This window comes from Ureibacillus galli (assembly GCF_014836845.1).
Lineage (GTDB): Bacteria > Bacillota > Bacilli > Bacillales_A > Planococcaceae > Ureibacillus > Ureibacillus galli.
Map to the genome: position 1 here is coordinate 21,107 of NZ_JACSQA010000026.1, position 21,323 is coordinate 42,429.

23 protein-coding genes and 1 pseudogene are annotated in these 21,323 nt (G+C 37.5%); 16 read left to right on the top strand and 8 right to left on the bottom strand.

Annotation, left to right across the window (positions count from 1 at the left end; genetic code table 11):
* Positions 1-62 precede the first annotated feature (62 nt).
* On the bottom strand, positions 63-275 hold the full coding sequence (locus H9636_RS14600; protein ID WP_191708305.1) for a hypothetical protein: 213 nt from the start codon (positions 273-275) through the stop codon (positions 63-65).
* 17 nt (positions 276-292) lie between these two features.
* The gene (locus tag H9636_RS14605; protein ID WP_191708306.1) at positions 293-469 is read right to left on the bottom strand and encodes a DUF2642 domain-containing protein; all 177 of its coding nucleotides are present in this window, start codon (positions 467-469) and stop codon (positions 293-295) included.
* A 168-nt stretch (positions 470-637) separates the two neighbouring features.
* Here H9636_RS14605 and H9636_RS14610 point away from each other — a divergent pair, with 168 nt between their 5' ends.
* The 12 genes and pseudogenes from H9636_RS14610 to H9636_RS14665 all read left to right on the top strand — a co-directional run bounded on the left by H9636_RS14610 (position 638) and on the right by H9636_RS14665 (position 11,091).
* Complete coding sequence (locus tag H9636_RS14610) at positions 638-1,333, top strand: glycosyltransferase family 2 protein (protein ID WP_191708307.1); 696 nt, start codon at positions 638-640, stop codon at positions 1,331-1,333.
* The gene (locus H9636_RS14615) at positions 1,326-2,468 is read left to right on the top strand and encodes a glycosyltransferase (protein ID WP_191708308.1); all 1,143 of its coding nucleotides are present in this window, start codon (positions 1,326-1,328) and stop codon (positions 2,466-2,468) included. The genes H9636_RS14610 and H9636_RS14615 overlap by 8 nt, the downstream gene beginning before the upstream one ends.
* Entirely contained in the window at positions 2,465-3,532 is a 1,068-nt protein-coding gene (locus tag H9636_RS14620) for a polysaccharide pyruvyl transferase family protein (RefSeq protein WP_191708309.1), read from the top strand. The genes H9636_RS14615 and H9636_RS14620 overlap by 4 nt, the downstream gene beginning before the upstream one ends.
* A 292-nt stretch (positions 3,533-3,824) precedes the next feature.
* On the top strand, positions 3,825-4,931 hold the full coding sequence (locus H9636_RS14625; protein ID WP_191708310.1) for a GTP-binding protein: 1,107 nt from the start codon (positions 3,825-3,827) through the stop codon (positions 4,929-4,931).
* A 34-nt stretch (positions 4,932-4,965) separates the two neighbouring features.
* Positions 4,966-5,115, top strand: coding sequence for a 50S ribosomal protein L33 (gene rpmG / locus H9636_RS14630; RefSeq protein WP_191708311.1), 150 nt, complete (start codon positions 4,966-4,968; stop codon positions 5,113-5,115).
* Between the two features lie 28 nt (positions 5,116-5,143).
* Positions 5,144-5,403: pseudogene (gene rpsN / locus H9636_RS14635) on the top strand (30S ribosomal protein S14).
* 39 nt (positions 5,404-5,442) lie between these two features.
* Positions 5,443-5,796 (top strand): hypothetical protein, encoded by a 354-nt coding sequence (locus tag H9636_RS14640; protein WP_191708312.1) that lies wholly within the window; start codon positions 5,443-5,445, stop codon positions 5,794-5,796.
* A 148-nt stretch (positions 5,797-5,944) separates the two neighbouring features.
* Positions 5,945-6,931: a ZinT family metal-binding protein gene (locus H9636_RS14645; RefSeq protein WP_191708313.1), complete on the top strand. Its 987-nt coding sequence runs from the start codon at positions 5,945-5,947 to the stop codon at positions 6,929-6,931.
* A gap of 68 nt (positions 6,932-6,999) precedes the next feature.
* Positions 7,000-8,565: a metal ABC transporter solute-binding protein, Zn/Mn family gene (locus H9636_RS14650; RefSeq protein ID WP_191708314.1), complete on the top strand. Its 1,566-nt coding sequence runs from the start codon at positions 7,000-7,002 to the stop codon at positions 8,563-8,565.
* Between the two features lie 19 nt (positions 8,566-8,584).
* Positions 8,585-9,292 (top strand): metal ABC transporter ATP-binding protein, encoded by a 708-nt coding sequence (locus H9636_RS14655; protein WP_191708315.1) that lies wholly within the window; start codon positions 8,585-8,587, stop codon positions 9,290-9,292.
* On the top strand, positions 9,238-10,083 hold the full coding sequence (locus H9636_RS14660; RefSeq protein WP_225230248.1) for a metal ABC transporter permease: 846 nt from the start codon (positions 9,238-9,240) through the stop codon (positions 10,081-10,083). Before H9636_RS14655 ends, H9636_RS14660 begins: the two co-directional genes overlap by 55 nt.
* A gap of 714 nt (positions 10,084-10,797) precedes the next feature.
* Complete coding sequence (locus tag H9636_RS14665; protein ID WP_191708316.1) at positions 10,798-11,091, top strand: hypothetical protein; 294 nt, start codon at positions 10,798-10,800, stop codon at positions 11,089-11,091.
* Between the two features lie 189 nt (positions 11,092-11,280).
* Here H9636_RS14665 and H9636_RS14670 read toward each other — a convergent pair whose 3' ends face one another.
* From H9636_RS14670 to fdhF, 3 genes are read right to left on the bottom strand one after another with little or no spacing between them, the layout of a single operon-like run.
* Complete coding sequence (locus H9636_RS14670) at positions 11,281-12,327, bottom strand: P-loop NTPase (protein ID WP_191708317.1); 1,047 nt, start codon at positions 12,325-12,327, stop codon at positions 11,281-11,283.
* A gap of 16 nt (positions 12,328-12,343) precedes the next feature.
* Positions 12,344-12,820 carry a DUF1641 domain-containing protein gene (locus tag H9636_RS14675; RefSeq protein ID WP_122972979.1) on the bottom strand — a complete coding sequence of 159 codons (477 nt, stop codon included), beginning with the start codon at positions 12,818-12,820 and terminating at the stop codon, positions 12,344-12,346.
* Positions 12,821-12,835: 15 nt separating this feature from the next.
* A complete protein-coding gene (fdhF, locus tag H9636_RS14680; RefSeq protein WP_191708318.1) occupies positions 12,836-15,760 on the bottom strand; it encodes a formate dehydrogenase subunit alpha in 2,925 nt (974 codons plus the stop codon).
* 612 nt (positions 15,761-16,372) lie between these two features.
* On the opposite strand from fdhF, the gene H9636_RS14685 reads away from it, so the two are divergent.
* Genes H9636_RS14685 through moaA form a run of 3 tightly spaced genes read left to right on the top strand, consistent with a single transcriptional unit; the run spans position 16,373 to position 18,573 of the window.
* Positions 16,373-16,720: a DUF2294 domain-containing protein gene (locus H9636_RS14685; RefSeq protein ID WP_191708319.1), complete on the top strand. Its 348-nt coding sequence runs from the start codon at positions 16,373-16,375 to the stop codon at positions 16,718-16,720.
* A gap of 12 nt (positions 16,721-16,732) precedes the next feature.
* Positions 16,733-17,554 (top strand): formate dehydrogenase accessory sulfurtransferase FdhD, encoded by an 822-nt coding sequence (gene fdhD, locus H9636_RS14690; protein ID WP_191708320.1) that lies wholly within the window; start codon positions 16,733-16,735, stop codon positions 17,552-17,554.
* A gap of 2 nt (positions 17,555-17,556) precedes the next feature.
* Complete coding sequence (gene moaA / locus H9636_RS14695; RefSeq protein WP_191708336.1) at positions 17,557-18,573, top strand: GTP 3',8-cyclase MoaA; 1,017 nt, start codon at positions 17,557-17,559, stop codon at positions 18,571-18,573.
* 40 nt (positions 18,574-18,613) lie between these two features.
* On the opposite strand, the gene moaC is transcribed toward moaA, so the two are convergent.
* Genes moaC through H9636_RS14710 form a run of 3 tightly spaced genes read right to left on the bottom strand, consistent with a single transcriptional unit; the run spans position 18,614 to position 20,170 of the window.
* Positions 18,614-19,096, bottom strand: coding sequence for a cyclic pyranopterin monophosphate synthase MoaC (gene moaC, locus H9636_RS14700; RefSeq protein ID WP_191708321.1), 483 nt, complete (start codon positions 19,094-19,096; stop codon positions 18,614-18,616).
* Positions 19,089-19,679, bottom strand: coding sequence for a molybdenum cofactor guanylyltransferase (mobA, locus tag H9636_RS14705; RefSeq protein ID WP_191708322.1), 591 nt, complete (start codon positions 19,677-19,679; stop codon positions 19,089-19,091). Before mobA ends, moaC begins: the two co-directional genes overlap by 8 nt.
* The gene (locus H9636_RS14710) at positions 19,676-20,170 is read right to left on the bottom strand and encodes a MogA/MoaB family molybdenum cofactor biosynthesis protein (protein ID WP_191708323.1); all 495 of its coding nucleotides are present in this window, start codon (positions 20,168-20,170) and stop codon (positions 19,676-19,678) included. Before H9636_RS14710 ends, mobA begins: the two co-directional genes overlap by 4 nt.
* A gap of 123 nt (positions 20,171-20,293) precedes the next feature.
* Here H9636_RS14710 and H9636_RS14715 point away from each other — a divergent pair, with 123 nt between their 5' ends.
* The gene (locus H9636_RS14715; protein WP_191708324.1) at positions 20,294-21,310 is read left to right on the top strand and encodes a thiazole biosynthesis adenylyltransferase ThiF; all 1,017 of its coding nucleotides are present in this window, start codon (positions 20,294-20,296) and stop codon (positions 21,308-21,310) included.
* The last annotated feature ends 13 nt before the right edge of the window (positions 21,311-21,323 follow it).

Here is a 21,323-nt window from a genome sequence, read left to right on the forward strand (position 1 = left end):
TATACTTTTTAAATCATCAACTTCTATGGATCGATAAAACTATAGCCAAGATTTTTTTGAACTTACGAAGCATCTACTTGGATAAAGCTTACTTCAGATAAAAGTATTACTACATTTCTTTCTTCTCTTTCATAGTCGTCAGTTGATTCACGTAACCTTAGGATGGCGTTATCGACTGATACGAGTATGCCAGTAAACAATTCTTCGCCAGTTGCAACTCTTATTTCCTCATTGATTAGTTTGCGAAGCTGACTAAATAAATAGAAATCAAACAACTTTAACACCTCCTATTTTAATAAGCTACACTTTTAATACTTGCTAACGGGATATAGACTAAATCAGCAGTTGTTCTGAGCACAATATAGTCCGCTTTTACTTCAATTAATATTCCAGAAACTGTAGAGTATTCTGTCGTAATATCAACCGTCATACCTTCTAAAGGACTAAGAATTGAACGTAGTTGCCACATGTTAATCTCCTTTCTTTAATAACATATGTTGAATTATATGTTTGCTCGTTCCAATTTGATTGGGAATGTGTGCATAGAATTCTATCTTTTATTAAATATTTTTTTAAATTGGTCTTCTGCACAAGGCATGTGAAATAGATTACATAGTTTAATCTAGAGGTGATAACTATGAAGATAAGAGAAGAAGGGTTAGTTAGTGTTGTTATTCCATGCTATAATGCAGCCCCTTATATCGAAGATTGCTTAAACGGACTACTATCTCAAACATACAACAAGATCGAAGTAATTCTTATCAATGATGCTTCGACGGATCATACAGTAAAAATAGTAGAACAATGGATAGAAAATTCTAATCCATCTTTTCCAATCATTATATGCAACCTTCCAGTAAATACAGGGTTCGCCGGTGCACTGAATATCGGCTATTTTATGAGTTCAGGTGAGTATATTGCAGTAAACGATGCCGATGATATTTCACACCCTTTACGTTTTGAGAAACAAGTGAACTTTTTAAAGGAAAATCTAGACTATGATTTAATCGGAACGAATTATCGGGCATTTACTGATGGCAATAAAGAAAATGGAAAAGAAGCCAATTGGCTATATTATGGAGAGGATATTCGGAAAATTTATGCGATTGGTAAGCACTGTATCTGCCATGGAACGATTTTATTCCGTGGAAAGGTTTTTGATTTACTAGGTGGTCCAACGAGAAGAATCACTGGAGCCGAGGATTACGAATTTATCGTCAAGTTTCTAAATGCGAAATTAAAAATTGATAATTTAAGAGACGTGTTATATTACTATCGTGTTCATGAAAAGCAGCGCTCAAAACAATTTTATGGAAGTGCTAAAGGTGAGTAAAGAAAGGGTTTTACTTGTCACGGATGCTTTATATGTTGGGGGTACGGAAACCCATGTATTGGGGTTGGCAAAAGAATTACTAAAAAATGATGTAATTGTTTCTTTTGCCGCAAGGAAAGAAGGGAGTTTAGTTAGCTCCTTTGAAGCTTTAAATTGTCCTATTTATCCTATCGATTTTCCAAAGACGCTCAATCTTGAGGAAAAACATGAAAAAGAGTTAATCGAGAAACTCGAAGGAATTATGGAAGCGGAGCAAATATCCGTCGTTCATTTTCATCAATCCCCATCAGGATACTTAGCCGGAAAGGCCGCAAGAAATAAGGGAATCGCTACCGTTTTTACTGTACATGGCACCTATTATCCGAACCATGAGATTCGTAAACTTCTCCAATTGTCCGATGCTGTTATTTGTGTAAGTCCTCCATTATGCGATTATATGAAGTCGTTTGGAGTGGAACATCCTTACTTAGTCCCAAATGGCATTAATTTAGAGGAATATCCACGGGATGCCTCATATGAAGACTTAAAAAAAGAATTGAACATACCGAAAGATTCGCCTGTCGCCCTTTATGCGAGCAGAATTACATGGGCAAAGGCGAGTGTTTGCTCCATGTTTTTACGCGCTTGCAAGGACTTAAAGTTAAATCCTATTCCGAATCTCCATGTCATTATCGTTGGGGATGGCGACAAATTACGGGATATAAAAAACTTAACACAAATCATTGAGAAAGCGTGTAAAGATTCTTTTATCCATATCGTAGGGGAACAAAAGAATATGCATGCTTATTATTCTATGGCCGATTGTGTCGTTGGTACGGGACGCGTTGCACTAGAGGCGATGGCTTCGGAAAAACCAGTCATAGCTGTTGGAAACCATGGTTATTTTGGAATGGTGAATAAAGACAATATCGATGAAGCATGGAACCACTATTTTGGAGATCATGGTTCCAAATCCTCTTGTAGTAGACATATTTTGAGAAACGATTTAAAAAAATATTTATTAAATCAAGAACAACTTAAGTTAAATGGCATCGCATCAAGAGAAATCGTAGAAGAAAAGTTTAATATACAAAATGTCGCAACGGACATTATAAAAATTTATTCTGAAACATCGAAAGGAGGAAGCGAAAGTTGAAGAAGCTCCTATATATTGGGTGGATCGGCTTTAATAACTTAGGTGATGAATTATTATGGCACATCTTTCGAGACAAATGTAAAGAACACCTAGGAGAAGATCAAATAGAAATCATTCCATCAGTACCAGGGACCGACATGAAAAACTTTGAAAAATATGATGCGGTTATTTTAGGGGGAGGCTCTCTTTTATTACCGGGCTATTTGCAAATCCTTCAAAATGCCCTTCATCAAGGCAAACCAGTTATGATATGGGGATCAGGACTTGATTGGATTGAAAAGAAAAATCTCGATTTATTAATAAATGATCAATTACTTTCGATGGAACAAAATTTCAAACAAAAGGATATTGAAGTATTAGATGAAGTAATTGAAAAAGCATTGTTTGTTGGGATAAGAGGACCTTTAACGAAAAAGGCGATTGAAATTATGATTGGAAGTGAAAAGACGGAGAAAGTAGAAATGATAGGAGATCCGGGCTTATTATTGAAAGAGCCTGATCCGAAAAAGCTTTCTAGCAAAGAAAAGCTAATTGGTATCAACTGGGGAACTACATTTAATCGTTTATATGGGGGAAATGAAAGTTTAGTTGAGAAACAGTTAGTTGAGGCAGCGAAGAAATTAATTGAATCCGGTTATAAATTGATTATTTATTCGGTATGGGGCGATGATAGACCCCATTGTGAAAGACTATATGAAAAAATAAATCATCCTGAGAGCGTCATACTGGATAAAAATCTATATACGGAACAGCAATTAATAGAAAAATTATCAAAATGTACTGCAACGATTAACTTTAAACTACATGCAAACTATCTCTCATTTGCGGCAAATGTACCAGCCATCGCATTAGGCTATCGCTTTAAAATATTTGATAATGCCGCTTCCCTTGGGTTAGAACAGTTAGTTGTTTCGACCGACTCTCAACAACTAACGAAGGAAATATTAGATCGAATAGAAATCATCGAAAAAAGTGGCGAAGCGATACTAGAACAATATCAATCTAGTAAAAAGAAATACCAACCACTTTTAGAATCACTATTTACTAAAAACTTTTTAGCATAGTTTTTGGAGAGGTGGGTTTGACTCCTGCTATCCACTGAACGTCAAAATCCTTGAATTATAAGGGTTTTGGCGTTTTTTAATTGCCTAAAAACATCCGTTTTTTCCTTTTAATTCATTACAGAGTGGCCCCGGATACTCGAACATACGATAAGTGGAAAGATAAAATGCTAACAAAAATTTTTTTATTTCATTTTGTAAAAGTTCTTGCAAAATGGAAGAAACATGTATATGATGTAAAACGTAATGATTACGATTTATAGATGGGGATAATGTTGGAAAGGGGAGAGGTGGAATGGAAAAGAAAATACCAGTAACTGTTTTAAGCGGTTATTTAGGATCAGGAAAGACAACTCTGTTGAATCATATTTTGCACAACAGACAAGGACTGAAGGTAGCCGTCATTGTAAACGATATGAGCGAAGTTAATATCGATGCCTCTTTAGTGAAAAAAGGGGGATTTACACGGACAGAGGAAAAATTAGTAGAAATGCAAAATGGCTGCATTTGTTGCACCCTTAGGGAAGATTTAATCGTGGAAGTAGCTAGATTAGCTGAACTTGGAGATATTGATTACATCTTAATTGAATCATCCGGGATTAGCGAACCGATACCTGTTGCTCAAACTTTTACTTATACGGATGAAAATTTAGGCATTCATTTAGAGGAGCTTTGCAGATTGGATACGATGGTGACCGTTGTCGATGGCTATAGATTCTGGCATGACTTTACTTCAGGTGATACCCTTCTCGAGCGTAAAGAAGCAGTAACAGAGGAGGATCAGCGGGAAATCGCCGACTTACTAATCGATCAAATTGAATTTGCAAATGTCTTACTATTGAACAAGACCGACTTGTTAACGGAAGAAAAAGTGAATGAGCTAAGTGGGGTACTGAGAAGTTTGAATCCCGATGCAAAAATTATTCATACAGTAAAGGCGAATGTCGATTTACATGAAGTGTTGAACACAGGAATGTTCGATTTTGAAGCAGCGAGCCAAGGGGCAGGGTGGATGAAAGAATTGAATCAGGAACATATTCCTGAGACGGAGGAATATGGTATTGGATCTTTTGTTTATCGAAGTAAAAGACCATTTCATCCTGAACGTTTCATGAACTGGATAAATGAATGGCCAGTTGAAGTTGTACGGGCGAAAGGTTTTCTTTGGCTTGCAACCCGTAATGATTTAGCTATTCTACTTTCCCAAGCAGGTCCATCTTTAAGTATGGAAAGAGTCGGTACATGGATTGAAGAGGAAGGAAGTAAAATGAATGAGCTTGTATTAATTGGAATTCAAATGGATCAACAAGCAATCATTGATTCTTTGGATCGCTGTGTGCTAACGAATGAAGAGATGAAACAAGACTGGACGAATTTCCCGGATCCATTGCCGAAAGTTTAATTTGATATTTATAAAATATTAGGAGGTACAATTGATGAGAGTGAAGATTACACTAGCGTGCACAGAGACAGGAGACCGAAATTATATAACGACAAAAAATAAGCGCAATAATCCTGAGCGCATCGAATTGAAGAAATATAGTCCCCGTCTTAAACGAGTGACATTACACAGAGAAACGAAATGATCATAACACTTCATAAGGAGGAAATAGCATGGCTAAAAAGTCAAAAGTCGTACGAGATAAAAAACAAAGGGAAATGGTAGCCCGTTACGCTGAGTTGCGAAAAGAGTTAAAAGAAAAAGGAGACTATCATGCATTGGCTAAATTACCAAGGGACTCTTCTCCTTCCCGCTTGAATAATCGCTGTGAATTAACGGGAAGACCAAGAGGATATATGCGGAAATTTGGACTTTCTCGTATCGCCTTTCGAGAGTTGGTCAAATTCCAGGCGTGAAAAAATCTAGCTGGTAAGATGCGCTTATTTTTGTACAACTAAGGATGAGACAATTAATGAATGACCGGTTAATGGAATTATTATTAAAAAATGAAGTAAGAAAACTTCCCGAAAATAAGAAAAGGCTCTATCAATTTATTATCGACATGGAAGATCGTCTAGTTGAAAAATCAAATACAGTGGAAGAGTACCTTCAACTTTTTACAGCGTATTCCCCATATGAAATAGCAAGCCGGCATTTTAATATGCCTTTCTCAATGATTGCAAAATTAATGAATGAAATAGAAGAAGAACTGAGTGAAAGAATGGAAGAACGCTGTAGAAAAGTGAGATGGTATGATTATACGAATCAGTTGATTGGAGCATCTTCTGAAAAAAGTAAAGCACAACTATTTTTATTCATGAATTAATGACCACTTGAAAAGAGTACATAGCTAATCATTACGTTTAATCATTTTCAATGCAGGAGAAGGCTAAAAATTTTTACGCATTTTTAAAACGTAATGATTACGCTTTGTGTTTTAAAAAGTAAACCATTTAAAAGAGAGGGAGAATAAAATGAAAAAATTACTTATGGGTTTATCGAGTATCTTACTGTTAAGCATCTTCTTAACAGCATGCCAAGGAACGGGAGATGAAGCATCTAAGGAAGAAGTACATACAGACGAGGAACATAACCATTCCGAAGGGGAAGAAACGAATCAGGAGGCACCAGAAAAAATAACCATTGAAGGCATCGCTGATCATTACCATACTGGGGATACTATTAAATTAACAGCAGTTCTGGAGGAAGAAACAGAGTCCGATCATTGGCACTGGTATAGCAGAGAAAGTAGTGATGGGGAATGGGTATCGATTTCTGGACAGGAAACGGATACTTTTACGGGCGAAGCAACAAAGGACGGTTTAGAGATAAAAGTCGTTTTATATGGTAGTAACGACAAACCGGAGTTTCAATCTGCACCTGTGAAAGTGGTGATTGATGACCATCACGGACACGACGAAGAAAGTAAGCAAATCTATAATGGGTATTTCGAAGACAGTCAAGTAAAAGATCGTGAATTGTCCGATTGGGAAGGAGATTGGCAATCGGTCTATCCTTATCTTTTATCTGGAGATTTGGATGAAGTGTTTGCACATAAAGCAGAAAGCGGAGATATGACGAAAGAAGAATACAAGGAATATTACAAGATAGGATATGAAACGAATGTTAATCGCATCACGATCGAGAAGAATGTCGTAACATTTTTCGAAGATGGAAAGGAATATTCGGGAGAGTACGCATCAGATGGATATGAAATTCTTACCTATGAAAAAGGGAATCGAGGCGTACGATATATTTTTAAATTAGTAGACGGATCAGTGGAAGCTCCTCAATACATTCAATTTAGTGATCATAATATTTTCCCAGTCGATTCAAGCCATTACCACTTATATTGGGGAGATGACCGCGAAGCATTATTAGAGGAAGTGACTAATTGGCCAACGTATTATCCTTCTAATTTAGATGCAGAAGATTTCGTGCGTGATATGCTGGCTCATTAAAAGCTAGTTAAAGAATTCAGAGTGATTAAAGTTACACTTTTAGTCATGTAGTTTAGGAGGAAAGAAAGATGAAAAAAACGTGGTTAGTAGCAGTCTTCCTTAGTATGGTTACGTGTGCCGCTCTTTCCGGATGTACTTCTGCAGAAAAGGAAAGCGAGTCTGATAAACAAATTTCCGTTGTTACATCATTTTACCCGATGTATGAATTTACTCGGCAAGTGGCAGGAGAGCGGGCGGAGGTATCGTTAATGGTGTCTGCAGGAGAAGATGCACATCATTATGAACCGAGTGCAAAAGATGTGACAGCTGTGAATGAAGCAGATGTGTTTGTGTATAGCAGTGAAGAGATGGAACATTGGGTAGATAGTTTATTCAATACGATAGAAAACGATAATCTTGTAATCGCACGTACCGCAGATGGTGTTGACTCAACTGAGGATAGTGACCATGATCATCATGAAGATGGTGAAGAACCGGAGACTACGGGAGGTCTAACAATTCAAGGTGTTGCGGCCCATTACCATACAGGGGATACAATTGAATTGACTGCGGAATTAGAGGAAGAAGTGGAATTTGATCATTGGCACTGGTATACAAGAAAAAGTGCCGACGAGGAATGGGTGACTGTACCAGAAGTTGGGGGACCTGAATTTAAATACGAAGCAACAGAAGAAAGTTTCGAAGTTCAGGCAGTACTTTTCGATAATGATCACAATATTTATGCTCAATCGGAACCGGTAAAAATTGTGATTGATAATCATGGGAATGACCACGCCCATGGAGACAGTCATGAGGACGAACATCACCATGAACATGGAAGTAGTGACAATTCTGAACCGATTGAAATCGTTGGTTTGGCAGATCATTATCATACGGGAGATGTCGTTACGCTCGTTGCGGAACTAAAAGAAGAAGCGGACTATACGAATTGGCGTTGGTACGTTCGCGGAAGTGAGGATGAGGAATGGGAAGCTGTTTCCGGTCAAGAAACAGATCATTTTGAGTATAAAACAACGGGAGAAAGTTTCGAAGTACGGGTAGCCCTTTTAGATAATGAAGAAAAGGTATATGCCCAATCGGAACCTGTCTCCGTTATGATTGATGATCACGAAAATCATGATCCGCATATTTGGTTGGATCCAGTATTGGCACAAGCGCAAGTGAATGTCATTCGGGATGCGTTAATTGAAGCAGATCCGGAAGGGCAGGCTATTTATGAAGAGAATGCAAAAGCCTTTAATGAAGAGCTTCAAGCTTTAAATGAAGAGTATGAAACTGCACTCGAAGGGGCGGAGAATCGTGTTTTTGTCGTACAACACCAAGCATTTGGGTACCTTGCCAAACGTTATCATTTGGAGCAAGTGGCCATTGGGGGCTTATCGACAGAAGTAGAACCAAGTCCTTCTCGTATAGCTGAAATTGGTAATCTAGTAAAAGAATATGATGTACCGGTAATCTATTATCAGCAAGGAGCTAGTTCAGCGATTGCAGAAACGGTTGCTGCTGAAACAGGGACAGAGACGGCTGTGTTATATGATTTGGAAGTGCTGTCGGAAGAGTTGCAAGAAAAAGATTTAGGATACTTGGATGCAATGCGGGAAAATTTGGAAGCCTTGCAGTTAAGTATTCAATAATAAGAAAGGTCGCTTGATTATGCGTTATATTGAAGTGAAAAACCTCGCCTTTCAGTATGAGGAGGAACCGGTGTTAGAGAATATTTCTTTTGAAGTGCACGCAGGAGAGTTTGTCATGCTGACGGGGGAAAATGGAGCGGCCAAAACAACACTACTGCGGAATGTTCTAGGTCTGCTTAAGCCATCGAAAGGCAGCGTCTGGCTCTCACCAACAAATCACATTGGTGAGAAGCTGGTTGTCGGGTATGTTTCGCAGCAGGTCGCTTCCTTTAATGCTGGATTCCCAAGCACTGTACTGGAACTGGTACAGTCCGGACGCTATCAACGAGGAAAATGGTTTAAAAGATTAGATGGGGAAGACAAAAAGCATGTACGACGCTCGCTGGAATCTGTAGGAATGTGGGAGATGCGCCATAAAAAGATAGGAGAACTGTCAGGCGGGCAAAAGCAGCGAATTTCCATTGCCCGTGTGTTCGCGACAGATCCTGATTTGCTCGTATTAGATGAACCGACGACAGGAATGGACGTACACTCTCAAGAGGAATTTTATAAATTATTACAGCACAATTGTATAGAACATAATAAAGGCATTTTAATGGTTACCCACGATCATGAACAAATTCGCCATTATGCTAATAAACATATTGAGCTAGTACGGAAGGAGGGTTCCCCTTGGAGATGTTTTTCCATGGATTCATGCAAAGAGCTTTCCAAGCATCCTTCCTAATTTCACTCATTGCACCGATGTTAGGGTTGTTTTTGATTTTGCGTCGACAGTCTTTAATGGCAGATACACTTTCGCATATTTCATTAGCAGGTGTAGCGTTAGGATTGCTCATTGGCGTCAATCCGACGTGGACGAATATTTTAGTCGTCATGGTAATAGCATTTGTGCTTGAATATTTACGTATCGTCTATCGTACATATTCAGAAGTGTCGATTGCCATTATAATGTCTGCAGGACTGGCACTAGCGCTAGTTTTAATGAGTTTGAATGATGGCGGGGCAACATTGAGTATCAATCAATTTTTGTTCGGTTCTATTGTGACAATTAGTAAGCAACAAGTATGGATACTGTTAGGACTGACGGTAATTATCGGTTTGTTATATTTTATTTTCCGAAAGCCGATGTATGTCCTCACCTTTGATGAGGAAACAGCCTTTACTGCAGGTTTGCCTATTAAAATGATGTCGATTTTATTTAATGTCCTAACTGGCGTCACGATTGCAGTTATTATGCCGATAATCGGAGCTTTACTTGTTTCTGCCGTTATCGTCTTGCCTGCTGCCATTTCACTTCGATTGAGCAAAAGTTTTAATGGTGTTATTTTGTTTGGTATAATCATTGCATTAATTGGCACTTCGAGTGGACTAATCACTTCCTATGAATTAGGAACACCTCCAGGAGCTTCTATTACGCTAATTTTAATTATCATTTTTGCATTCACTATACTGATGAAGTACTTTATGCGACATATAAAATTAGAGAAGCTATTCAGTAGAAGTGATGGATCGTGAGTTTTAAATAGAATATCAGAATAGTAGAATGAATGAATCGCGACGTTAAAGACAATGTCGCGATTTTTTCGATACTTTTAATTGAAAAAGGATAGTGCGATATTTTTTTAGTTAGTACACGGTTCAGAGAAGCTCCTCAATACATGCAATTTTCTTTATTCCAACCATTATCACTTCTATTGGGGAGATGACCGCGAAGCTATAAGAAGAGGTGACAAATTGGCGGACGTATTATCCTTCTAATTTGGATGCGAAAGTAATATAATTTGATATTTATGGTAAAATACATAGAAATTATGTGACGTTTTAGGGAGTAATTCACTAAAGAGGGGATTGAAAGTGGATTTATTATTCTGGATAACTTTTTGTTTCTTCATAATTGGATTTATTGTTCTTTATTTTATAAAGAGAAATATGGATAGGAAGCAACGTTCAACTACTCAATTCAGCCTTTGGTGGATAGTAGGAACCGCAGCATGGGGGGTAGCAAGTATCATATTTATTGCTTGGTCGTTTAGTTAAAATTGATAAATGTACCTTTGAAAGCGAAATCAGGAACTGCCAGAAAAAACACGTTATTTTATACAGAAATAACGATGTGAATAAATTTCAATCTATCGATATATATGTAAGCAACGAGACACGTAAATAGGGTGAAAAAATGATATAATATAATAGGAAGAAACTCAGATTGATAGAAGGATGGATTTTGATATGAACGAGCAATTAGCGGATTGGATTACGCGTTTTCAAAGGGACAAAGATATCGACGCTCTTGCAAGTTTAAAAGACTATTGCAAAGATATGATTGAACCTTTAATTATAGAATTTACCGAGAAATATGGTGAAGAGGCAGGGGAATTGTTACGTTTAAAGTGGGATAAACGATTTTATTTCATTTTTACGAAATATCAATTGAATGTAGGTTTACCATTAGACACTTTTGTGAAAAACACGTATCGCTTTTATTTCATGCAAGTTTTAAGAAGAGCCGGTTATATGAATTAGTAGAATCGTGTTCGTTTAAATAATGAAAAAAACATCTTCGATTGAATTCAAGTTACAAAACTAGAATTCAATTAGAAGATGTTTTTTTTATAGGGAAATAATAAAACAACCAGTCGTAGGGAAATCCTACAACTGGTTGAATGCTTGTCTTATTTATGGGGCGGTCTAATTACCGAACCCTATTTTATCTTATCGATAAACAATATCTTCTGCAAGATGTGTAAATACTTCACCTACAACTGAGTCTTCATCATAAACCGAAGAACCTGTATTTTCCTCAGGTTTCGCAAATGGTACTCGAGCAATGATGTGGGTATGAAGTTCATCTGCTAATTTTTCTGCTCCACCTTGACCGAATAGATAGTTCTTTTCACCATCTGCATTTTCAAAGTACGCCATATTTTCAACAACACCTAAAATTTTATGTTTCGTATGTTGTGCCATTAGACCTGAACGTGTTGCTACATGAGAAGCTGCGTTGTGGGGTGTCGTGACAATAATTTCTTCTGCTTGTGGAATCATTGCCGCCACGTCGATGGCAACATCTCCTGTACCAGGTGGTAAGTCTAGTAGGAGATAATCTAATTCACCCCAATGGGTGTTGGCAAGGAAGTTGCGAATCCATTTGTTCAGCATGGGTCCGCGCCACATAACAGGTTGATTATCCTTTGAGAAAAAGCCCATCGACATGACTTTCACGCCATTGCTCTCAACCGGAATTGCTGTTTGGTCAATCATTGTTGGTTTTTGATCGATTTTCATCATAGCCGGAATACTAAAGCCATAAATATCTGCATCGACAATCCCAACTTTTTTTCCAAGACGGGCAAGGGCAGTCGCTAAATTAATCGTAACCGTTGATTTACCGACACCACCTTTACCACTCGTAACAGCAATAAATTTAACGCCAGAATCAGGTTTCAACATTTTAGGCATCCCTTGGTCAGTTACGTTTTGAGCTTTTAGGGTAGCTGTTAGTGTGCGACGTTCTTCATCCGTCATGGAACCGAATTGAAGGGAAACGCTTGTAGCTCCAATATTTTTTAATGCTTGTTCAATATCTTGTTGAATCTTCGCTTTTAACGGACAACCTTTGATTGTTAAGATTACGTCAAGCGAAACATGAGTGCCGTCAATTTTTAGATTACGCACCATATTTAACTCAACAACGCTTTTATGAAGTTCCGGGTCTTCTACATGCTTAAGTGCATTTAAAATGTTTTCTTTTGTTAACATTTCAAAAACCTCCTTTCTATTTTAAGCCTTTACCTAGCCCTTTTAAGAAGTGAATGCCAAAGTTCATGGCACGATTCACATCTGGATCATTTAACATTTTAGCAAGCTTGAAGACACTGACTTTTTCGTCAGTGTCTACCGCTTTGTTTGCTTCATCTAAGCCAGTAGTTAAACTCTCGATTAATTTTGTTGTTTTTTCTGGGTCCATGGCCGATAAAGCACCGGCAGCCCCCATTAAGTTGTTAATAATATTCGTAACAGGTTCACGCGTTACTTGACCTAATACGATATGAGCAACTTCTTCTTTTGCCTCAAGTAGTTTTGTTACAGCTTCAAGGGCGCCAATCGCATTTAATTCTCCCATGATGGAGAAAATTTCATTTACTGCTTCTTCATTTTCGGAAAGAAGCTTCTTTAAATTCTCTAACTTTTGTTCTTTTATTTGTTCTTCTGTTAACTCTTGCTTTTTAATCGTACTAATTGGTGCAGCCATTCTTTCACTCCTCCATTAATTTGTTGTTAAGTGAACGTAGCCAGGACGATTCCATTTCCGTTGTACTTCAACACCATTTTGTGGGTGGCGTTTTTTATTTCTAGGATTTGTTCTAGGAAGTGGTGATTTTCCTTTTGCTTTCAATACTTCCACTCGTACTTTTGTTTGTTTGTATGCCGGTGTTGATGTATTCACATCTGCACCTCCACCAGTTAAGAAGTTGATTGCCGAATCTTTGCTCGTAGAGTTCATTGGTAAGAATAGTTCGTTACCTTGTACCCGATCTGTTACAAGGGCATTTAATTTTAATGCACCATATGGAGACACTAAACGTAATAACGTTCCATCTTCAATACCACGCTCTTTCGCCAATTCAGGGGATACTTCTACGAAAATTTCAGGTACTTTCGATTGAATACCTTTCGATTTATTTGTCATGTTTCCTTCGTGGAAGTGTTCTAACATACGTCCGTTGTTAATATGACAATCGTATTCTGGTTCATATTCAATTGGTTTCATCCAATCGTCTAAAGCAAAACGAGCTTTTTTGTCAGGGAAGTTAAAGCCATCTTCATATAGTAACGGTGTATCTTTACCATCGTGGCTACCCCAGTTGAAGCTACCCCATCCTTCTAATACATCGTAGTTTGCTTGAGAGAAAATTGGAGAAAGGCTAGCCATTTCGTCAAAGATTTCACTTGGGTGGCTGTAGTTCCAATCTGCTCCTAAACGATTTGCAACTAATTGTAGAATCTCCCAATCTGCTTTTGATTCACCAAGAGTTGGTAAAACTTGATATAAGCGTTGAACACGACGTTCTGTATTCGTAAATGTCCCTTCTTTTTCAAGAGATGGTGCTGCTGGTAAAACAACATCTGCATATTGTGCAGTGCGTGATAAGAACACATCTTGAACAACGAAGAAATCTAATGATGAAAGAACTTTATCTACATGGTTCGCATCAGCGTCCACTAGTGCCATATCTTCACCAACTAAATACATCGCTTTCATTTTACCTTCCATAATCGCATCTAACATTTGTGGATTATTGCGACCTGGTTTCGGTTGAATTTTCACGCCATATGCTTTTTCGAATTTAGCACGTGCTTCATCATCTGTTACTTTTTGATAACCTGGTAATAGGTTTGGTAATGTACCCATGTCACAAGCACCTTGAACGTTATTATGACCACGAAGAGGGTAAGCTCCTGCTCCAGGGCGACGATAGTTACCAGTAGCTAATAGAAGGTTCGAAATCGCAGCTGATGTATAAGAACCACCTGTATTTTGTGTAACACCCATACCCCAAAGAACACATGTACCGTCAGCATCACGAATCATTTCGGCAACATTTATTAACGTTTCTTTTGAAATACCTGTCACTTCTTCTGCATAGTCAAGTGTGTATTTTTCAAGTACAAATTTGAAAGCACCGAAATCATGGACATTTTCTTTAATGAAGGCTTCATCATGCCAACCTTGATCGATCATGTATTTTGTTACGGCCATCAACCAAACTTGGTCCGTACCTTGTTTTGGACGCATGAAGATGTCAGAGCGTTCAGCCATTTCGTGCTTACGAACATCGGCAACAATTAATTTTTGACCATGTAATTTATGAGCGCGTTTTACGCGAGTCGCCAGTACTGGGTGACCTTCTGTAGGGTTTGCCCCAACAATAATAACAAGTCCAGCTTTTGCAATATCTTTAATTGTTCCTGCATCCCCACCAAAACCAACTGTACGTAATAAACCGTCTGTCGCTGGTGATTGGCAATAACGTGAACAGTTATCTACGTCGTTTGTTCCAAACAATTGACGTGCCATTTTTTGAATTAAGTAGTTTTCTTCGTTGGTAATTTTCGAAGAAGAGATGAAACCGACAGAACCAGGACCATATTCTTTTTGAATGCCGCCTAGTTTTGAAGCAATTAAATCTAAAGCTTCTTCCCATGTTGATTCAACAAATTCTTCGTTTTTACGAATTAATGGTTTTGTAATTCGTTCTTCTGAGTTAACGAAGTCCCAACCGAATTTCCCTTTAATACAAGTAGAAACGGCATTTACCGGACCATCAGAAGGTTGTACTTTTAAAATTTTGCGGTCTTTTGTCCAAACTTCGAAGGAACAACCTACACCACAGAAAGTACAAACGGTTTTTGTTTTTTTCGTACGTTTACTGCGCATCGCAGCTTCCACTTCAGAAACAGCGAAGATACCGCTATATCCTGGTTCCACTTCTTTAATTAAATCGATCATTGGATCTAATGTTTCTTGTTTAATACCAGTCATAAAACCAGCTTCACCAAGCATCGATTTTTCCATTAATGCGTTACATGGACAAACCGTTACACATTGTCCGCAACTTACACAAGAAGAATCGTTAATGCTAACGCCGTCATCCCAAATAACACGTGGTCTTTCTGCTTCCCAATCGATCGATAATGTTTCATTTACCTGTAAGTTTTGGCAAACTTCTACACATTGACCGCAAGCGATACATTGGTTTGGATCATAACGGTAAAATGGGTGGGACATGTCCACTTCATGTGGTTCCACTTTTGGAGTGAAAGGATATTTTTGATGTTCAATTTCCATCATTTCTGCAGTGTTATGTAGTGTACAGTTCCCGTTGTTATTATCACAAACAGTACAGTATAACATGTGATTTTCTAATAGGCGGTCCATTGCTTCTGTTTGTGCAGCTTTTGCTTTATCCGATTTTAGTTGGACATTCATGCCGTCTACTGCTTTTGTTGAACATGAGCGAACGAGTTGTCCATCCACTTCTACGATACAAGTATCACAAGTTTGGATAGGGTCAACCGATGGCACATAACAAATTTGTGGATGCTCAATGCCATTTTGATTAATGGTTTCAAGAATTGTAGCTCCTTCAGCTACTTCATAGGATACGCCATTAATGGTAATTTTAGTCAATGTAAACTCCTCCTTTTGTTTTTTGACTATTCTATGACACGAGGTTAATGCTTATGGTAAAACCGAAAAGAGCATGTTGAGTTGGTTGTGGTTGATAATAAATTGTAAAAATGGTCTAATTAAGCTCATTTTTCGGATTTATCACATTCCTATAAAGGAATTAGGACATTCATTAACGAAGTGGTCATATTGTTGATATTGTTTAAAAAATAAAAAAATCCACCATGAAACGGCATGATTTTTTACATGCTGTTAATTCACGGTGGATAAAATTCTTAGCAAGCCGTGCTAAAAACTCAATCTACTTTTATTTTTTTAGATTTAGTAATAGAATTCATTCATTATGACTGCTATGCAAATGGTTCAACTTGCAATTGGTAAAACCATGACATAAGAATCAAAATAAATCAATTCCATTTGTAACCCCCTTATTATAACGTTTACATTTCAAATGGACAATATTTATCATACATTTTGTTAATAGTAATAATTATCTAAAAATATTTTCACTTTAAATTTTTTTAAAGTTGCTATATTATTAACAAACTGTAAGGGTGGTCTCCAAAAACAACAGAAATAAAAAAGTTTAATTACGTTAGGAGAATCGTCAACATGTCAAAAAAAGTGCATGAATTTAACGATATTATTCGTAAACTGCGCAAAGATTTATTTGGTAAAGGACCGGAGCGTATTCATACTGTTTTTGTAGAAAACATGGCCGTTTCAACGTTGTATGGGAATTTAACACCAACGGAAAGATTCATTGCAAGTAAACCAGAAGGGTTAAAAATGGTTCATGCTTCGCGGACAAGTATGATTCAAGAGCTGTATTCGAGAGCTACTCCAGAAGGTATGGAGGAATTGATGGGTACAAAGCTGCTCCATTTATTTTCAGATATTAAAGTTGAAGAAGACTTAGCTATTTCAGTATTTATTTTTGAGGATAAAATTAGTGAATAAAGAGGAACCCTTATGGAAAAAACAGTAAGTCGAGAAATTATACGCATTGAAAATAATAAAATAAAAGAAGTAGAAGATACCGTTGTGACAGAACACGCTGTCACAGTGAAGATTAATCAGCAAGAATTTGTTACGATGGTTTGCACACCGGAGTATGTAGAAGATATGGTCATTGGATATTTAGCATCGGAGCGCATCATTAGTAGTTTTGAAGATATTGAAGATATTTGGTATCAGGAAAAAGAAGGTTTTGTGCATATTAAAACAAAACGGATCAATCCTTTTTATCAACAAATTCAAAACAAACGTTACATTACTTCCTGTTGTGGGATGAGTCGGCAAGGTTTTGTTTTTGCAAATGATGCATTGGCATCGAAAAAGATGGAAGATGTTCATGTGCGTATTACTACAGACGATTGTTTTCGTTTAATGAGGGAGATGCAACAATCGGCTGATACTTTTCAAAAGACTGGCGGTGTGCATAATGCATCGCTCTGTGATGTAAATGGTATGGTCTTAAGTCGCATGGATATTGGACGTCACAATGCTTTAGATAAAATCTACGGTTATTGCTTAAGAAATAATATTAGCATGCAAGATAAAATTATCGTATTTAGCGGCAGAATTTCGTCGGAAATTTTACTGAAAGTATCAAAGATTGGATGCGAAATTGTATTATCTAAATCAGCGCCAACCGAATTAGCATTGCAATTGGCAGAGCAATTGGGGATTACGACGGTCGGTTTTATTCGCCAAAATACACTTAATATTTATACACATCAAGAGCGTATTATTTTACCTGAACAATCCACTAATGTGAAAGAAGGAGATTAAAAATTACGAATCTACAAGATCAGTTTCAAAGACCGCTAAGAGATTTAAGGATATCCGTGACAGACCGTTGTAATTTTCGTTGTCAGTATTGCATGCCTGCCGAAATATTTGGCCCGGATTTCGCTTTTTTACCCTCCGAAAAAATATTGAGTTTTGAAGAAATCGAACGATTAGTAAAAATTTTTGTGTCATTAGGTGTGAAAAAAATACGGATTACAGGTGGTGAACCTTTACTGCGTCGAGATTTGCCAATATTAATTGAACGCATCAATCGTATCGATGGAGTAGAGGATATTGCTTTAACCACGAATGGCACTTTATTGAAAAAATATGCCCATGATTTGGCTAAAGCGGGATTATCTAGAGTATCTGTTAGCCTGGACTCACTAAATGAAGAGCGTTTTTTCGAGATGAATGGTCATCGTGGAAAAGTGAAAACCGTATTAGAAGGTATTGAAAAAGCTGCAGAAGCAGGTTTGCAAGTGAAAATTAATATGGTTGTTCAAAAAGGAAAAAATGAACAAGATATTGTGACAATGGCCCAATTTTTTAAAGACAAACAGTACATTCTTCGTTTTATTGAATATATGGATGTCGGCAATTCCAATGGTTGGAAAATGGATGACGTTGTGTCGAAGAAGGAAATTCTTGAACAAGTACAACAAATTTCTCCATTGAAACCTGTTGAGCCGAATTATAAAGGGGAAGTGGCTACCCGTTTTCAATATCAGGACAATCAAGGCGAAATCGGTGTCATCTCATCTGTAACCGATTCATTCTGTTCTTCATGTTCTCGTGCCCGTATTTCAGCTGAAGGAAAATTATATACTTGTTTATTTGCAACAGATGGGACCGATTTACGAGAATTATTAAGGAATGGGGAAGATGATGCTTCCATCATCCAATGCATTTCAAATGTATGGGAAAATCGAACGGATCGCTATTCCGATGAACGGAATGAACAGACGATGGAAAAAAGAAAAAAATCAAAAATCGAAATGTCGCACATCGGTGGTTAAAACAAAAAAAATCGGCAACAAAATGCCGGATTTTTTTTGTTTATTCACGGGTAAAGGTACCGCTTTTTCCACCCGTTTTTTGTACAAGATATGTTTCTTTAATAACCATATTTTTATCAACAGCTTTACACATATCATAAAAAGTTAGTGCTGCAATCGATACAGCCGTTAGTGCTTCCATTTCTACGCCTGTTTTACCGCTACATTTTACAGTAGCTTGAATGTGTAGTTCATATCCAACTTCAACTTTGTTATATTCAAATTGGAAATCTGTTCCTTGTAGCATAATCGGATGACACATAGGAATAATATCAGCTGTTTTTTTGGCACCCATAATCCCAGCAATTTGTGCTACTTGTGTAGGGTCACCTTTTTTTATACCGCCTTGTTGGATTGCTTCATACACTTCATCGGATAAAGAAATGGTACTGCGAGCAATGGCTGTACGTTGTGTAATGTCTTTTTCTGAAATGTCGACCATTTTAGGACGACCTTCTTCGTTCCAGTGGGTAAATTTATTCATCATGAAACTCCTTTTCAACAGTTTGTGCCCAATCTAGTTGCGTATTGATATTAATAAATGTTGAGCTTTCTTCTTCAAAACCAACATAACAAACTCGAACTTGATCGAACAAGGATTTCATACTTCTTTTGTTTTGTTGGATTAATCGAGTTGCATTTGGTAAAGCAGTACGCCGATAAAGGGAAGCGAGAGGTTGTATTCTTGTAGCTTGTTTAGGAACAATGGCATCATATCGATCATCAATATATGTAAGCATCGTTTGAACAAAATCTGCATTCATATATGGCATATCACTAGCCACTACAAAAAACCATTCAACATCTGGGAAATTTAACATGATGTTTTGCAATGCAAACAGTGGTCCTTGATGAGGTTGTTTTTCAATGATCATTTCGATGTTTTGTTCTGCAAAGTTCTTTTGCAAGCTAGCATTCGTCGCAATTATTAAAGGCTCAAGTTGATTTTGTTGTAGTGCTTTGAGACTGTTTTTATACAAAGGTTGACCAGCAAATGGTTCAAACATTTTTGGTTGACCATACCTGGATGATTGTCCGCCAGCTAAGACAACTCCTGCAATTTTCATAGGCGATTCAACTCACCGACAAAATGTTGAACAGTCGGAACAATTAGTTTTGTCATCGCAAGTGTTACTGCATTGACGGAACCTGGCAACACATAAATGGCCGTTTTCGCACGGCTACCGGCTGTGGCGCGGCTAAACATCGCTTTTGGACCGATTTCTTCATAGCTTAATGAGCGGAATAATTCCCCGAAGCCGACCATTTCTTTTTCAAAAAGGGGGACAATCGTATCGTAAGTTTGATCTCTTGGTGTAAATCCTGTTCCGCCAGTGATAATGATTGTATTGATGGTTTGATTCTCACACCATTCGACTACATACTTTAATATTTCAGATGGTTCATCCTTTGTTATTTGGTAATCGACTATTTCAAAGGAAGCTTCTTGAAGAAGTGATTGAATTCGTTGACCACCGAGATCATCCACTTTTTTACGTGTATCACTTACTGTTAATATAGCAGCGCCTATCGAAAATTGGTCGTGTGTAGGATGCAAGGCAAAGGACCTCCTTTTTTAAAAAGTTAAAATTTAGTGTTTATTGAAAAACAATGCTTTTATTATAATGCTATAAATGAAAAGGTCAAACGAAAATTCATAGAAAGAAAGGCAAATAACTTTATGGATAATAGATATTCTAGACAACAATTATTCAGTCCAATCGGTGAAAACGGGCAGCAATTACTAAGAGAAAAACATGTTTTAATCATTGGTGTCGGTGCATTGGGCAGTGCTAGTGCAGAAGCTTTAGTTAGAGCAGGTGTTGGTAAGTTGACGATAATTGATCGGGATTATGTTGAGTGGAGTAATTTACAAAGACAACAATTGTATACTGAACAAGATGCACAGGAAAAAGTTCCGAAGGTGATCGCTGCAAAAAATCGACTTCAACGTATTAACTCTGAGTTGGAAATTAACGCATTTATTTTAGATGCCGATTCGGAGCAATTATTCGGACTACTTGAAGATGTAGATGTGATGATCGATGGGACAGATAATTTTGATGTTCGTTTTATGATGAATGACCTTGCACAAAAATATCAAATTCCATGGGTTTATGGTTCTTGTATTAGTAGCTATGGTGCAACATATACGATCGTGCCAGGCAAAACACCTTGCTTACATTGTTTGCTAAAAGTAATGCCCAACACAGGGATGACATGTGATACGGTAGGGATAATAAGTCCTGCTGTTCAAATCGTCGCAGCCTACCAAGTAGCAGAAGCATTAAAACTTTTAGTAGGCGATGAAGAGGCAAGACGAAAATCCTACTTAACTTTTGATGTTTGGAAAAATCAACATTATGAAATAAATGTGGAAAAAATGCGCAATGATGAATGTCCATCTTGTGGTCATAACCCCACATATCCTTATTTAGCCTATGAAAATCAAACAAAATTAGACATTTTATGTGGTCGAGATGCTGTCCAAATTCGTCCATCTCAACCGGTTCACTATAATTTAGAGCAGCTCGCGAGTCAACTTCGTCCTTACGGTGAAATTCAATTAAACCCTTATTTACTTTCTTGCCAAACACCGGATTATCGGGTAGTTGTTTTCCAAGATGGGCGAGTCGTCATTCATGGTATACAGGATATACAACAAGCTAAAAGCATTTATTATCGTTTATTAGGATAAAGGAGTGGTCCTG

Coding starts and splice junctions, on each gene's coding strand:
- H9636_RS14640 (WP_191708312.1), top strand. CDS start 5,443: ATGAATGACCGGTTAATGGAATTATTATTAAAAAATGAAGTAAGAAAA.
- H9636_RS14650 (WP_191708314.1), top strand. CDS start 7,000: ATGAAAAAAACGTGGTTAGTAGCAGTCTTCCTTAGTATGGTTACGTGT.
- H9636_RS14610 (WP_191708307.1), top strand. CDS start 638: ATGAAGATAAGAGAAGAAGGGTTAGTTAGTGTTGTTATTCCATGCTAT.
- H9636_RS14605 (WP_191708306.1), bottom strand. CDS start 469: ATGTGGCAACTACGTTCAATTCTTAGTCCTTTAGAAGGTATGACGGTT.
- mobA (WP_191708322.1), bottom strand. CDS start 19,679: ATGAAAATTGCAGGAGTTGTCTTAGCTGGCGGACAATCATCCAGGTAT.
- H9636_RS14655 (WP_191708315.1), top strand. CDS start 8,585: ATGCGTTATATTGAAGTGAAAAACCTCGCCTTTCAGTATGAGGAGGAA.
- H9636_RS14665 (WP_191708316.1), top strand. CDS start 10,798: ATGAACGAGCAATTAGCGGATTGGATTACGCGTTTTCAAAGGGACAAA.
- H9636_RS14645 (WP_191708313.1), top strand. CDS start 5,945: ATGAAAAAATTACTTATGGGTTTATCGAGTATCTTACTGTTAAGCATC.
- H9636_RS14675 (WP_122972979.1), bottom strand. CDS start 12,820: ATGGCTGCACCAATTAGTACGATTAAAAAGCAAGAGTTAACAGAAGAA.
- rpmG (WP_191708311.1), top strand. CDS start 4,966: ATGAGAGTGAAGATTACACTAGCGTGCACAGAGACAGGAGACCGAAAT.
- fdhD (WP_191708320.1), top strand. CDS start 16,733: ATGGAAAAAACAGTAAGTCGAGAAATTATACGCATTGAAAATAATAAA.
- moaC (WP_191708321.1), bottom strand. CDS start 19,096: ATGAATAAATTTACCCACTGGAACGAAGAAGGTCGTCCTAAAATGGTC.
- H9636_RS14625 (WP_191708310.1), top strand. CDS start 3,825: ATGGAAAAGAAAATACCAGTAACTGTTTTAAGCGGTTATTTAGGATCA.
- H9636_RS14715 (WP_191708324.1), top strand. CDS start 20,294: ATGGATAATAGATATTCTAGACAACAATTATTCAGTCCAATCGGTGAA.
- H9636_RS14670 (WP_191708317.1), bottom strand. CDS start 12,327: ATGTTAACAAAAGAAAACATTTTAAATGCACTTAAGCATGTAGAAGAC.
- H9636_RS14685 (WP_191708319.1), top strand. CDS start 16,373: ATGTCAAAAAAAGTGCATGAATTTAACGATATTATTCGTAAACTGCGC.